The following is a 15313-nucleotide window of genomic DNA, read 5'->3' on the forward strand; positions in this document are numbered from 1 at the left end:
TGAGCATTATTGCCATGCATAGTTAGTTTTATTCACATGACCATCGCAAACATTAATTGAATACTCTTATTTTAACTACATTATCAGGATATTTAAGTAAAATTCTACGCTGTACTACCAACGTTGTTACTATTTTTTCTGCGCAAAAAAAAAGACCTAGCTTAGCTAAGTCCTTTGTTAGGTCTATTCCATACGTAGTATTTCCTTACGTAACCTTTTTATAATTCTTTTCTCGAGTCTAGATATGTAAGACTGTGATATCCCTAGCATATCTGCTACCTCTTTTTGGGTACGCTCTAGTCCATCATCATGTAGTCCAAATCTTAATTCCATAATACGCCGTTCTCGACCACATAATTTATTCATCGCAGCATGTAATAAAGTTTTATCGACTTCCTCCTCTACAGATTTATAAATAATATCGTTTTCAGTACCCAATACATCGGATAATAGTAGTTCATTTCCATCCCAATCAATATTTAGCGGTTCATCAAACGATACTTCTGCTCTTGTTTTACTATTGCGTCTCAGATACATCAATATTTCATTTTCAATACACCTTGAAGCATAGGTAGCTAATTTTATGCGTTTGACAGGATCAAATGTGTTGACAGCTTTAATTAGGCCAATGGTACCGATGCTGACTAAATCTTCAATGCCAACACCTGTATTTTCGAATTTACGAGCAATGTAAACGACTAAGCGTAGATTCCTCTCGATAAAAATACTTTTTACTCCTAATTCACCTTTTTGCAAACGATTTAATAGAAATACTTCTTCGTCATTACTTAAAGGGGGAGGCAGAACTTCTGTACTACCAACGTAAAAAACCTCATCCGTTTCTAATATTCCAAACCACTGTAATATACCAATCATTTTAAGTTTAATTACTATTTTAACTATAGACCATGTCATGCGCATACACTTGCCCCCTCTTTTTTGTATAGTTCATTTATTATCTGAGGATGCAGCAACCCAGCATATTTCCCATCCCCAGACAAAGCACCATTATAAATAGCAATAATCACATCATGAACTTCTATTAATTCTGACTTGCTCTCCACTAATAAACAGTCAGCCTTAAAAGCCAACAACATGCTACGACTACCAATTGCATGGTAGGGTATAATTTGGGTGCGGTCCAGCCACCTTATATCGGTGCATTGGGTTAGATTCGTTAGCCAAAGATCAGGACTATTTTCACGTAGATAAGTTACCACTCCCTCACTTAAAATTGGCTCCAAGGCACCTTGGTCAACAATGACTACGGGTTTGCGACCTACTGGTGTATATAATCCATTACCTGTATCAAGCATTGCAGTAATGTCAACCTTTTTGCCGTTATATTCAATTGTTGTCTGATATAAGTTTTGGCAATGTTTCTTACCAAGCAGCATGCTTCGCACAATGCTAACAATTAAGAAAATACCCAGGCCTCCCCCAAATAGTAAATTTTCCCAAGAAAGTTTCATAAGCACTGTTGTGAAGGTGTCCATATGATGATTAGTGTGCCAAAAATATAACCAGCCAACGATTGCTCCTCCTAAAATAAAGGATACAATATAAAAAGATCCTAAAAGTAAAAGTAATTTACGTCTAGATTGATAACCAAAAGATATCAGAACTAACAATAGGGATATTGCCATCTTCGCGAACGCTGTATTTAAGATATCAGAGTTCGCTAACATACTAAATAAAACATAGCAACTTCCAATTGCGGCTGCTAAAATAATACGCCATATTTTGTAAGTAATTCCAGCCGTCCAAGCCGTCAACAACAATATCGTACTATTCATCATTATATTGATAATAAAAAGCACATCCGCATATATATACACATTGATTACCATCCCATCAATTTGTTGGCAATACTCTTTTTATAATAATCTATTGTCCCAAAGCATAAGTTATTCTTATTATAACAAATAGGTCTTTTTTTTTTTGTAGAAATATGGTTTTATTTTCCATTTTATTTGTCACAAAGACGAACAAAAAAAGCATGTGAAATTTCATTGTTTCACATGCTTTTTATTCGTTTTTACTATTCATAATATATTCTAACTAGTACTCAAAAAATAACAATTATAGATATTAGCGTCTCATCCACGTTGGTATATCCAGGTCGCGTACTTTAAAGGGTTCTATTGTTGTACTCTCAATTTTTCCTACCGCTAAATTCAGAGGTCTACCGTCAAACCCTGTAGCAATCACTGTAACTCGTACTTCATCTTGGAAGTTTTCATCAATAACTGCACCAAATATGATATTCGCTTCTGGATCAACAGCATCAGAAATAATAGCAGCAGCCTCGTTCACCTCTAATAAACCTAAGCTTGGTCCGCCAGTAATATTCAATAAAACACCTTTAGCTCCTTCTATCGAAGTCTCTAACAAAGGACTCTTTATTGCTGCTTCTGCTGCAGCCACAGCTCGATTGTCACCTGAACCATAGCCAATTCCCATGAGCGCTGAGCCCGTATCAGTCATAATGGTTTTGACATCCGCAAAATCTAAATTTATCAGTCCTGGTACTGCAATTAAATCAGATATACCTTGTACACCTTGTCTTAATACATCATCGGCAATACGAAAAGCATCTATCATAGAAGTACGTTTATCAGCTACTTGCAACAACCGATCATTTGGTATAGTAATAAGAGTATCTACCTTTTCCTTTAATTTAGCAGTTCCAACTTCAGCTTGAGCTTGACGTCTGCGGCCTTCAAAAGAAAATGGTTTTGTAACGACACCAACAGTTAAGGCTCCCACTTCTTTAGCACATTCGGCAACAACTGGAGCTGCACCAGTACCAGTGCCGCCTCCCATTCCCGCTGTAACAAACACCATATCTGCACCGCGTAAAGCCTTAATAATATCTTCGCGGCTTTCTTGAGCTGCTTTTTCACCAATATCTGGATTTGCGCCTGCCCCAAGTCCCTTAGTTAGTTTTTCACCAATTTGTATGCGATAAGCAGCCTGAGAGTGCATTAACGCCTGCGCATCTGTATTTACAGTTATAAATTCAACACCATGCAAACCTGCAGCAATCATACGATTTACAGCATTGTTACCGCCGCCGCCTACACCAATTACTTTAATTGCAGCAAATCGATCTAAATCCATATCTAATTCAAGCATTAAAATTTTTCCCCCTTATTAGTCACAAATGTTTAATTCTTAAAAAATTTATTACACCTATTCATCAATCGTTGCCAAGCGTTACTACCAGGAGCAACCTGAGGCTTGGACAGATTTTTCACAGCATATTTTACTATACTATAACAAGCAGTATTTCCAGGTGAACTATATTCTGGAGACAAATCGCTAGGATGTATAATTTCAACTGGAACCTTAAAGGTTGTCCCTATACACTCTATAAAGCTTGGCATCGCTCCACAGCCACCAGTTAGAAACACTTTTTCAATTTGAACCTCTTCTAACGATAGCTTTAAGTAATCAGATAACAAATAGATAATTTCCGAGACACGACTTTCAATAATATCGTTTAAAAAATCATATGGAATGTGTTTATCTGTCGTATTATAAGCATTACAATCTAACGTAATTTCCTGTCCTCGTAATTGTTTATCTAGCTTCGCATAATATTTTTTTATTTCTTCAGCATGATTCCAAGAAATGGAAATACCTTGCATGATATCACTCGTAATGTAATCTCCGCCTAAGGGTAATGATGCTGACAAAAAGATATATCCTTCCCGATATAGCGTTAACTCTGCCGTCCCTGCCCCGATATCCATAAGTAAAAAGTTACCATTACTAGTAGATTTTACATTTTCTGTAATGACAATAGAATTTACTACCACATTTACAACATTTATACCTAACTCTTCAATAGCATTAACTAAACTGTTGAGAGTTTTTTTAGGTATACTTACAATATGGGCTTGTACCTCTAAATGAGAGCCATTTTCTTGTAATGGTAATTCGACCCTTTGTTTATCAACAAAAAACTTTTGTGGCAACACATGTAGAACTTCGTGATCTTCTGTAACAGCAACAAATGTAGCCGCGCGCTTCCCACGACTTATGTCATCCTGTGTAATCTGATCAGTAAGTAAAGGTGAAACACTTCCCAAACTATTAACGGCTTTAATCTCTATGCCGCTAATACCAACATAAGCATCTTTCACGCAAATATCAGTAGCTCCAACTGCGCAATCAACCGCTTGTTTAATTGTCATCGCAAGTAGCTTAGGATCAGAAAATATACCTTTTTTAAAACCTACTGTTGGCGCGGTTCCACTACCAGCAACTAAAACGTTTCCATTAGTATCTAATGTACCAATAAATACCTTAATAGTGCTTGTCCCTATATCAATCCCTAAGATATATCTGCCATCCATGACTAACCTCATTTGAAAGTATTATACATCATTCATTTATTTCAACATAAATACCAATTTCCCTTTTTTTATTCTAATAAAAAGACTTATATCCTAATAAAATATTTCAAAGGTCCCAATTATCGTAAACTAGAACAAATTTATGCATTTTTTTACAAATAAAGACTTAAAGTATCAACCTAAAAAAAAGACCGCTCTTATGAGCGGCAAAATTTTCTTATATATTATTTTCTTAAAAAATAACGACGAATAATTGCCAGATTTTGAAATATACGCAACCCAAATGCTAATAATGCTACATAGTATAAATCAATACCCAAGCGTTCTCCAATATAAACTAAGCCTGCTGCCATTAACGCATTTGTGAAGAAACCAGTAATAAACACTGTATTATCAAACTTCTCCTCAGCACCAGCTCTAAGACCACCAAATACTGAATCCAGAGAAGCTAGTAGTGCAACTGACATAAATTTGGCATACTCGACGGGTATGGTTAATGGAAAAAAGGCACCAATAATAATCCCAACAATAAGTCCAATTAACGGTAAAGCCATTACTTTCCACCTTCCTTTACCGGTTTAGCATATTCAAAACGAAAAGCACCTTTATATGCTGGTATTTGTACCATATCCTGTTTCTTAACACTTACCGAAATGCCCCAAAACTGTAATGTTTCTATTACTCCGCCTCTCATTTTAAGAGAATTTTCTAGGGTCTGCGGTTCACCAATTACTAATATCTCATATGGTGGTGAATAGCGTGTGTTATTCACTGATAAGGTTGGCCCAGCACATCGTATTTCTGAGGTAGCAATCAATCTTTGTCCATTAATAGAAATAGCCTCAGCACCAGCTGCCCATAGTTCGTTAATTACTTTAAGCATATCTTCATCATGAATTAAATATAAGTTCGGATTTTCCCCTGGTTTTGATAATCTTTTACTATCATCGATAGTTATGACAAGGCCTGTACCAGAAACCGCAACCACACCAGCACCCATTTTAATATTCTCAACTTCTTTTGTTACCGATTCTACTTCTGTCGCTTGACGCAATTCATGAACCTGCTTGAGTAGTATATCACGTTCCTTTTCAGTCTGGCTTAAGCGTTGCGATAAGTCTTCAATACGCTGAAAAGGAATACTTGATCGAATATCCTGTGTCGTTCGAAATTGTACTGCTAGCATGAATCCCAGCACTACACAAACAAAAGCAATAGCAGCCTGTCCCTGTTTAAGATGTAGCAACTTTTTTCTCCTTTCATAAAACCAACATTTTTTCCAATTAATTTGACTGTTTTATCTTAATAAACGGTGAAGCATACGTAAGATCAAGATATTCTACCATCATTTTTTTATTACCAATCTCATACAATATATCATTAGTTAGCTTTGCCTTATCAGACAATCTATCACTACTCCCTAAACGAATATGCACTGATGAAATCGTATATGCATTGATTTGCTCTGGGGATGTAACATTGACTTCAGAAATCTGATTTAAAACCTCTTCATTTAGCAGCGATAAATAATACAAAATACTCTTAATTCCTGGATTTTCAATTTTATCACCTACATATTCATCATCCAATCGAATTCCCGTAATAATTGGCACATTCATCTTTTTGATATTTTTAACTACTGCCAGAACAACCCCCTGCTGATCTAATTCTAAAAAACCATAACTACCAGCAACATATGCCGTAGGCTTACGTTCTTTTATGCTAATAACAATAGTAGCTGGAAATTTTCTTGATACATCAACTTCCGAAATCCTCAAATCGTGAAGCAAACGGGTTCTTATATCCGCAGCATTTAAATTAAAAATATTTAATTTCTCAGGTATCTCTGCTATCTGATATACATCTTCCACTGTTACATAGTGATTGCCTTCCACCACCACTGCCCCCACTGTAAAATAAGATGATTTGATAAATAACAGTCCTGCAATTAGGATAACTAGGACTAAAATAAGTCCAACAAACCTTTGACCCAGTATTGATCCTTTATCTTTTGACATATACTGCAATGGTTCTTGTTCTCTCATTTCATCGCTCCTTGGACAGGTTGATATATACAATTATAAAGATAATCATACAACAATTCTAGTCCATAATGCAATATAAAAAGTAGACAGCATATTATATTGCCCTAATAATTGTCTTTACAGGTCACTATGAAGCTAGTGTAGCATCATAGTAACTGTTAATTATTAGATCCCATACAAATACTGTCTATATAACTCTATTTTTTAAAAATACTACTCTACTTATTCGTTACCATGCACAACAATCGCTCACATAATGCGGGGAATTTTATTCCTGCTGCTGCTGCTGCTTTTGGAACTAAGCTGGTAGCTGTCATTCCAGGTATTGTATTTACTTCTAACACATAAGGCTTATCATTACTATCAAGCATAATATCAACCCTTGCAATACCACTACATCCTAAGATAAGAAAAGCCTCAATTGCTATTTTTTGTACGAGAGCAGAAGTTGCTTTATTCAGTTCAGCTGGTACAATGTACTCTGTTGCACCACTTGTATATTTAGAATGATAATCATAACGACCTGAATGAGGTACAATTTCAATAATAGGTAAAGCCTCTGGTTCCTTGTTTCCCCAAACAGCAACCGTTAGTTCTCTACCTTTTACAAATTCTTCGATTAGAATAGTATCACTATATTTGAAAGCTTGTTGAACAGCTTCTACTAAATCGCCACTTTTCTCAACAATAACAACACCAATACTAGACCCTTGTGATGATGATTTTACAACAACTGGAATACTAAATTTCGTTACAATTTCCGCGACTAAATCTCGGTTCATATCAGCCTTTGTAAATAAAAGAGAGCGTGGGGTTGGGATGTCTGCAGATAAAAACATCCTTTTAGATATCCCTTTATCCATAGCCATTGCACTAGATAACACACCTGATCCAGTATAAGAGATTCCTAAAAGTTCCAATGCCCCCTGCAATATTCCATCTTCACCATATTGACCATGAACCGCATTAAATACAACCTCAATCCCTTCCTCAGTTAATTGCTCTACAAATCGAGTTGGTTCAAGATCAATACCTACTGCATTATAGTTAGACTCTTTAAGTGCAGCTAAAATTGCTTTACCAGTGTTTAAAGAAACCTCTCTTTCAGCGGATGGCCCTCCCATTACCACTGCAATTTTCTTATCTTTCATATCGCGTCCCCCTAGTCCTTTTTATGCCGTGAGATATTAGCTCCCAAGCTTCTTAACTTTTCCTCTAATGCTTCATATCCTCGATCGATATGATAGACATTCTCTATTTCAGAAGTTCCTTCAGCAGCCAAAGCCGCAAGAACTAATGCTCCACCAGCCCTTAGATCATGTGCTGCAACAATGGCTCCTGTCAATTTTGGTATACCGCGTATTATAGCAGTACGACCTTCCACTTTAATCTTAGCTCCCATACGAATCAATTCATCTACGTGTTTAAATCGATTTTCGAAAATAGTTTCCGTTATAATACTCGTGCCTTTGCCATTGGTGACTAAGGAAAGCATTGGTGCTTGCAAATCCGTAGGGAACCCAGGGTATGGCAATGTTTTTATATCAACACCACGCAGATCTCCACTCTGCACACGAATATAATTTTTCCCAGTAGTAATTTGCACACCCATTTCTTTTAGTTTATCCGTCACTGAAAATAAATGCTCTGATAAGATATTTTCTACCATCACATCGCCACGAGTGATAGCTCCTGCTACAAGGAAAGTGCCAGCCTGGATACGATCAGACATTACAATGTGCTCAGTAGCAGTAAGTTTCTCCGTACCATCAACTCTAATAATATCAGAGCCAGCGCCCATTACTTTTGCACCCATTTTATTAAGAAACACTTGCAAATCATAGATCTCAGGTTCACGAGCAGCATTTCGTATAATAGTTGATCCTTTTGCTAGTACTGCAGCCATCATCGCATTTTCAGTTGCTCCTACACTAGGATAGTCAAAATTAATTTCACCGCCTGTTAAACAATTGGTTTGCGCCTCAATAAAGCCAAAGCCTTCTTTAACATCAGCACCAATTTTTTCTAAAGCCTTAATATGCAAATCAATGGGTCGTGGCCCAATTGCACAGCCACCAGGGTATGACATTCTTACTTTGTGAAATCTACCTAGCATTGGTCCCATTAGAAAGACGGATGCACGCATCTCTCTCATTAAATGTTCTGGAATTTCCGTATCTTGTATAATAGTTGTATCAATTACTAATGTATTCTTTTCTCTAGTAATCTTCGCACCTAGTAATGCTAAGATGTCCTGCATGACTTTAATATCCCGTAAATAGGGAACGTCATGAATAATACTTATTCCGGAACATAAAAGTGTTGCTGCCATAATTGGTAATATGGCATTTTTAGCTCCACTCATTCTAATTGTTCCATTTAATTGTACCTCTCCCTTGACGATAAATTTCTCCATCGCCTACCCCTCCTAGAAAAGTACAATCACCCTATATAACATTGAAAATTAGATATGTCTAAGCCTCAGCAAGACATAACTCTTAGTTATGTAAAAGTTATCAACTTATTTACATAAATTTATATAGTTTATACATCATAGAATCTGTCTCAAAATACCCATTTATGTTCACCATATATTTTTATTCAAATGTAGCTCATACCTAGCCTTTGGGCATGATAACACAGTCTTGTCTTACTAAAAATGCATATTTTTGTACTCTCCAATAGAGAGAATCCTCTTAAGCCATAAAACCTGCTTTTACTGTTCTTGAACTAAATTTTCTATTAGTTCTTCTCCTACACGATAAACATTTCCAGCTCCCATAGTTATAACTAAATCACCAGGTTCAATAATTTCTTTGAGATACCTAGCTATCTTATCTTTATCTGCGATATAAATTACTTTCTTACCTGTTTGGTTCTCAACCTCCTCTTTCAAAACCTCACCAGTAATTCCTGGAATCGGGGTTTCGCCAGCTGCATAAATATCAGTAAGTACTAGTATATCACTAGAGCTAAAGGCACTACCAAACTCATTTTGTAAGAAAGCAGTACGTGAATAACGGTGAGGCTGAAATACGCAAATCAACCTCTTTGGCTCAGTCTGACGCGCTGCTAACAAAGTAGTGGCTATTTCTGTAGGATGATGTGCATAGTCATCTATAATCCAAACTCCATTAATTCTTGCCTTCGTTTGAAAACGACGCTTAGCTCCTTGAAAATAGGACAATCCTTCAACAATTTGTTCAAAGGTTAGGCCAACACGTAAACCAACAACAATTGCAGCTAAAGAATTAGATACGTTATGCTTACCGGGAACATTAATTTTTATATTACCGAGTAACTTATCTTCATGATAGACGTCATATGTTGTCACTGCTCCCTGGGTCCTAAGGTTACGTGCCCTATATTGGGCTTCATGATCAATAGCATAAGAGATATAAGGGCGATCTACATCATTGACTAATCCACGGATATGTGCGTTATCAAAGCACAAAATTCCAAGTCCTGTATCAGATGGTAAGTTACGCAAAAACTTCTTAAACGTATGTAAAACATTATCCATCGTTTTGTAATAATCCATATGATCATTTTCAATATTTGTAACTACAGCAATATGAGGTGAAAACTTTAAGAAAGAGCCATCACTCTCGTCAGCTTCGGCTACTAAATATTCTCCCAGCCCTAATTTTGCGTTGCCATTTAAGTAATCTACTTCACCACCAATTATCACTGTAGGATCCACCCCAGCATGCTCAAGCATAACAGCAATCATAGACGTAGTCGTTGTTTTACCATGGGCACCAGCAACAGCAATCCCCTTGTATTGCAGCATTAAATAGGCAACGATATCGGCCCGATGAAAAATAGGAATCTTTTTTTCTCCTGCCAACTTAACTTCAGGGTTGGTTTCTGGAATAGCTGTTGAAACTACGATAGCTTGGGTATCACAGAGATTTTCACCACTATGCCCTAAAAATACACGAGCCCCCATACTTTCTAATTTATTTGTTGTTTCCGTTTTAGCAAGATCAGATCCGGAAACACTATACCCCATTTCTAACAAAACTTTGGCAATTGCGCTCATACCAGCGCCACCAATACCAACAAAATGAATTTTTTTTATGTCCTTTAGCAAAAAACTTTCTCCCCTTTCTTGGGCACCCTATCTACCTACCAGCTCTTATGCGTGTTTTATTGTATGCAGATACTAACGAGGGTGTTACAGCTTACTATTTAATGTTGTTTAATAAGACTAAGAGCCATATTAGCAATACTTTCAGCGGCCTCTGGACGGCCTATCTTTTTGCTGGCTATCGCCATAGTCTCTAACCTTTCTGGACTGTTTACTACATCATTAATACTTTTAATTAATAAGTCACCATTTAATTCTGTATCACGAATAAGAATAGCAGCCCCTTGCTGCTCCATAACCCTAGCATTAAATTCTTGATGATTTTCAGCAGCATATGGATAAGGAATTAATATAGATGGGATCCCTCTAGACGTTAATTCTGCTAACCCAATGGCACCTGCTCGAAAAATTGCAAGATCCGCTGCTGCTAATGCTTGCGGCATATTGTATAAATATGGTTTGATGATACTATTTCCAGCTGTTGTTGTATCTATACCACATTGGCTAAGATTTCTAACTATGCCATTATACTCGCTTTGCCCGGTAACATGCAAGAGTTGTATCTCTTTGCTGTCGGCAAAATATTGGTGTACTTGTAACATAGCTTGGTTAATGCTGCGGGCCCCTCTACTGCCGCCAGATATTAAAATAGTCCGCTTAGTTTTATCAAGACCAAGAGCAACTATACTTTCCTCACGTTTAAATCGCATCACTTCATCACGTATAGGATTACCGCTAAAAAATGTCTTATTAGGATTAGGAAAATTTTTTTTTGCCTCAGCGTACCCTAAGGCAATCTTATCTACAAAGCGAGATAAAATTTTATTGGTGATTCCTGGAATTACATTTTGTTCTTGAATCATTGTAGGAATTCCCATTAGGCTTGCTGCCAACAAAACAGGTCCACAAACATAACCCCCAGTTCCAATAACCAGATCAGGCTTAAATTTCTGAATGATTTTTCGTGACTGCCAGACACTCCCTATTGTTTTCATGATTGTCTGTATATTTTTCACCGACAGACGCCGTTCAAACCCCGCTACATTAATAAACTGAATCTCCAAACCCTCTTTTGGTATAATGTCAGCTTCCAGTCCATGCTCTGTACCAATAAATAGTACCTCAGAAAAATTCACTTTTTCTTTAATCGCTTTTATTATAGTAATAGCGGGGTAGATGTGACCACCTGTTCCCCCGCCAGACACAATAATTCGCATACCTTACTTGCCCCCTTAAGTCAGAAGAATTAATTTAGGATTGGCTCTAGAGTAATACGGCGGGCCGCTTTACATTACCCTCTATTACTTTACTTGTTCTGCACGTACCTTGATATATTAAGCAATATCCCTACCCCAATAAGTGTAAAAATTAATGCTGAACCGCCAAAACTAATAAATGGTAATGGAATGCCTGTAACTGGCATCGAAGCAGTAACTACTGAGATATTCATCAGTGCTTGCATAACAATCATAGTTGTTAAGCCTGTTGCTAACATGCTACCATAAATATCAGGTGCAGAAATGGCTATCTTAAATCCACGCCATGCAAACAAAAAGAATAATAATATTACCGTTATTGTACCGATGAAGCCCAACTCTTCACCAAGAATTGCAAAAATAAAATCAGTATGAGGCTCAGGTAAATATAGAAATTTTTCACGGCTACGTCCAAGACCTACTCCAAATAAACCACCCGACCCCAAAGCATATAGGGATTGAATAATATGATACCCTGTATTTAATGGGTCAGACCATGGATCACTAAAAGCTAATAGCCTCTTGAGACGATACGGCTCGAGAATTATAGCCGCAATAATACCAACAACACCAACACTGCCTAATGACCCCAAGTGGGATAACTTTGCACCTGCAGTAAATAACAACACAAAAATTGTTCCACCGATTGCCAGAGCAGTTCCAAGATCAGGTTCTTTTAGTATTAAGCCAAATACAACCAACAATATAAATAGCTGAGGAACAAGCCCTTTTAAAAATGCAGTTATCTTCTCTTGGTTCCTTGCTAAACTAGCCGAAGAAAATAACACCATACTTAATTTTGCAATTTCAGATGGCTGTAAATATAATGAACCAAATCCAAGCCATCTACGAGCTCCATTTACGACTTTTCCTAGTCCAGGTATTAATACTAAGATTAAAAGAATGAGTGTGGATATTAATATTGGTGTAGCTAATTTACGCCACACATGATAATCCATATTTAACGTTAATAGCATGGCTATTACACCAAGTGTAACCCAAATGATTTGGCGCTTTAAAAAATAGTAACTATCATTAAAATTAACGTAGGCTGAGACTGCGCTCGAACTATAAACCATTACAACACCAAAAATCAATAATGCTATAACAGCAAAAAACAGAACAAAATCTGGCGACTTAGGTCTTACCGCCAAAAGAGCTCCCCTCCTAACGTAAAATGCTATTTAGCCACTCGATCTTATAATTCATAAACTAATTTCTTAAATAATTTGCCACGTTCTTCATAACTAGCAAACATATCATAACTAGCGCATGCGGGAGAAAGTAAAACAACTTGTGTTTTTTTTGCAATTTGCTGTGCTAATTGCACAGCAGCAGCTAAACTAGTCACACTGTGGATTTGATTAACCCCTTGTGCAATAGCTGCCTCTTCAAACCTTTCTTTAGCTTCACCCAACAAAATTAAATGATCCACTTTTTCCTTTATTAATTGCATAAAAACAGTTAGGTCCGTATTTTTATCCCTTCCCCCAGCAATTAATATAATGTTTTTATCAAAAGCCTCTAACGCTTTAATAGATGACTCAGGGTTCGTAGCTTTAGAATCATTATAATAAGTAACACCATTTATCGTAGATACCATTTCAATACGATGCTCTACCCCAGTAAAATTAATTAAAGTTTTTACCATCGCTGATAAGGAAACTCCTGCAAAAAAAGCAACACCACAAGCGGCTAGTACATTTTCAATATTATGTCCACCTCTTAGCTGTATTTTGCTAACAGGAACTACTGCATAATTCTTCCCTTGCCACTTTATAATGATCATGCCATCTTTAACAAAGATTCCAGACGTTAATTCCGTCTGTCGACTAAAGAAGAATACTTTGGAAGGTACTTTACTAGCCATTTCCCTTACAGTCAGATCATCATAATTTAAAACGATATAATCATCACTTGTTTGATTTGCGAAAATCCGTTCTTTCATGGCGATATAATTCTCCATCGAATGATGACGATCAAGGTGATCAGGAGTAATATTTAAGATAGCAGCCACCCGAGGTCTAAAGTCAATACTTCCTTCTAGTTGAAAACTTGAAATTTCGGCCACTACAATGCCTTTTTCACCAACTTCTGCTACTTCTTGCGATAGGGCCAGACCGATATTCCCGCCAACTACCACATTTCGGTCTGTTGTTTTCACCATTTCACCAATCAATGTAGTAGTAGTAGTCTTACCATTGGTACCAGTAACAGCCAAAATTGGAGCAGGGCATATTTGATATGCTACTTCAATTTCACTCATAACTTTTATATTTCTACTTTTAGCACTTTTAATTAGTGGAATATTAATTGATATCCCTGGTGAGACTACCACCCAGTCTACACCTTCTAATAACCCTTCATCTTGCCTACCTAAAGCTAGTGTTACACCACTTTCATGTATACACGAAAAATCCTTATTTTTTAGTAATTCTTGCGGTTTTGAATCACTTAATGTTACTTGTGCACCACGATTCTGTAATACACAAGCAACGGATATTCCACTAATACCAGCACCAAGAACCAGGACTCTTTTTCCAATGAAATCCACTTATATCCCTCCAGTCTGACTAACAACTAAAATAACTAATGCAATGGCGCTAAAGACAACCCCTGTTAACCAAAATACAGTAACTACTTTCGACTCAGACCAGCCCGCTAGTTCAAAGTGATGATGTATTGGACTCATACGGAATACACGCTTGCCTGTTAATTTAAAGGAGATTACTTGAATGATCACAGACAAGGCCTCAAGTACAAACACGCCACCAACAATAACAAGCAGTAACTCAGTTTTCGTCAGAACAGCTACAGTAGCTAATGCCCCTCCAAGGGCTAATGATCCTGTATCTCCCATAAATATTTTTGCCGGATGAGCATTGTACTTTAAGAAACCAAGGCTTGCACCAGCTAATGCTACACAGAAAATAGCCAAGTTAGTTTTCGCAAAACTCATAGCAATTACGGCATAAGCTACCGCTGCAATCGTAGTAGTACCAGCGGCTAACCCATCGAGACCATCTGTAAGATTTACAGCATTCGTAGTACCCACCAGTACCAAAAATATTAATACATAGTACAGCGGGCCAAAGTCAACTGTAATTCCCAGTAAAGGCACCCATAAATCAGTACCCCGTCCCATATAATTCGTAGCAATGTATGCTAACGCTACAGCCATAATAATCTGACCTAAAAGCTTTTGTTTTGCTTTTAATCCTAAAGAACGCTTTAAGACCACTTTAATAAAATCATCTAAAAAACCAATTAAACCATGACCTAAGGTCACAAACAAAGCTAACCAAATTTCTGAACTCTTCCCCCCAAAGATAACAACTGGTATGATAAGGGCGATTAGAATGATAATCCCCCCCATAGTCGGCGTACCCGCTTTGGCGTAATGACTTTCAGGGCCTTCCTGCCTAATGCTTTGCCCAAATTTCAATCCTCTAAGAACAGGAATTATCATGGGTCCAATTAGTAAAGCTATAATGAATGCCATTGCTGAAGCGTATAACAACTCCTGCATAATCTACCTCCTAAACCATTAAAAAG

Annotated in this window: 14 protein-coding genes; all 14 read right to left on the minus strand. The window is 37.0% G+C overall.

The window, feature by feature from the left end:
• Positions 1 to 183: 183 nt before the first annotated feature.
• Complete coding sequence (sigE, locus tag QSJ81_RS12330) at positions 184 to 921, minus strand: RNA polymerase sporulation sigma factor SigE (protein WP_285717676.1); 738 nt, start codon at positions 919 to 921, stop codon at positions 184 to 186.
• A complete protein-coding gene (gene spoIIGA, locus QSJ81_RS12335) occupies positions 912 to 1838 on the minus strand; it encodes a sigma-E processing peptidase SpoIIGA (protein WP_285717677.1) in 927 nt (308 codons plus the stop codon). Before spoIIGA ends, sigE begins: the two co-directional genes overlap by 10 nt.
• A gap of 253 nt (positions 1839 to 2091) precedes the next feature.
• Positions 2092 to 3138 carry a cell division protein FtsZ gene (ftsZ, locus tag QSJ81_RS12340; RefSeq protein ID WP_285717678.1) on the minus strand — a complete coding sequence of 349 codons (1047 nt, stop codon included), beginning with the start codon at positions 3136 to 3138 and terminating at the stop codon, positions 2092 to 2094.
• A gap of 32 nt (positions 3139 to 3170) precedes the next feature.
• Complete coding sequence (ftsA, locus tag QSJ81_RS12345) at positions 3171 to 4364, minus strand: cell division protein FtsA (RefSeq protein WP_285717679.1); 1194 nt, start codon at positions 4362 to 4364, stop codon at positions 3171 to 3173.
• A gap of 224 nt (positions 4365 to 4588) precedes the next feature.
• A complete protein-coding gene (locus QSJ81_RS12350) occupies positions 4589 to 4918 on the minus strand; it encodes a small basic family protein (RefSeq protein ID WP_038671235.1) in 330 nt (109 codons plus the stop codon).
• Entirely contained in the window at positions 4918 to 5610 is a 693-nt protein-coding gene (locus QSJ81_RS12355; RefSeq protein WP_285717680.1) for a DUF881 domain-containing protein, read from the minus strand. The genes QSJ81_RS12350 and QSJ81_RS12355 overlap by 1 nt, the downstream gene beginning before the upstream one ends.
• A gap of 37 nt (positions 5611 to 5647) precedes the next feature.
• A complete protein-coding gene (locus QSJ81_RS12360) occupies positions 5648 to 6409 on the minus strand; it encodes a cell division protein FtsQ/DivIB (RefSeq protein ID WP_285717681.1) in 762 nt (253 codons plus the stop codon).
• 218 nt (positions 6410 to 6627) lie between these two features.
• The gene (locus QSJ81_RS12365; protein WP_285717682.1) at positions 6628 to 7560 is read right to left on the minus strand and encodes a D-alanine--D-alanine ligase; all 933 of its coding nucleotides are present in this window, start codon (positions 7558 to 7560) and stop codon (positions 6628 to 6630) included.
• Positions 7561 to 7571: 11 nt separating this feature from the next.
• On the minus strand, positions 7572 to 8825 hold the full coding sequence (gene murA, locus QSJ81_RS12370) for a UDP-N-acetylglucosamine 1-carboxyvinyltransferase (RefSeq protein ID WP_285717683.1): 1254 nt from the start codon (positions 8823 to 8825) through the stop codon (positions 7572 to 7574).
• A gap of 300 nt (positions 8826 to 9125) precedes the next feature.
• The gene (gene murC, locus QSJ81_RS12375; RefSeq protein ID WP_285717684.1) at positions 9126 to 10505 is read right to left on the minus strand and encodes a UDP-N-acetylmuramate--L-alanine ligase; all 1380 of its coding nucleotides are present in this window, start codon (positions 10503 to 10505) and stop codon (positions 9126 to 9128) included.
• Between the two features lie 98 nt (positions 10506 to 10603).
• Positions 10604 to 11719: an undecaprenyldiphospho-muramoylpentapeptide beta-N-acetylglucosaminyltransferase gene (gene murG, locus QSJ81_RS12380; protein ID WP_285717685.1), complete on the minus strand. Its 1116-nt coding sequence runs from the start codon at positions 11717 to 11719 to the stop codon at positions 10604 to 10606.
• An 89-nt stretch (positions 11720 to 11808) separates the two neighbouring features.
• On the minus strand, positions 11809 to 12912 hold the full coding sequence (gene spoVE, locus QSJ81_RS12385) for a stage V sporulation protein E (RefSeq protein WP_285717686.1): 1104 nt from the start codon (positions 12910 to 12912) through the stop codon (positions 11809 to 11811).
• A 44-nt stretch (positions 12913 to 12956) separates the two neighbouring features.
• Positions 12957 to 14312 carry a UDP-N-acetylmuramoyl-L-alanine--D-glutamate ligase gene (murD, locus tag QSJ81_RS12390; protein ID WP_285717687.1) on the minus strand — a complete coding sequence of 452 codons (1356 nt, stop codon included), beginning with the start codon at positions 14310 to 14312 and terminating at the stop codon, positions 12957 to 12959.
• Complete coding sequence (mraY, locus tag QSJ81_RS12395; RefSeq protein WP_285717688.1) at positions 14313 to 15287, minus strand: phospho-N-acetylmuramoyl-pentapeptide-transferase; 975 nt, start codon at positions 15285 to 15287, stop codon at positions 14313 to 14315. It lies immediately after the preceding gene.
• Between the last annotated feature and the right edge of the window lie 26 nt (positions 15288 to 15313).

The organism is Pelosinus sp. IPA-1, assembly GCF_030269905.1.
Taxonomy (GTDB): domain Bacteria; phylum Bacillota; class Negativicutes; order DSM-13327; family DSM-13327; genus Pelosinus.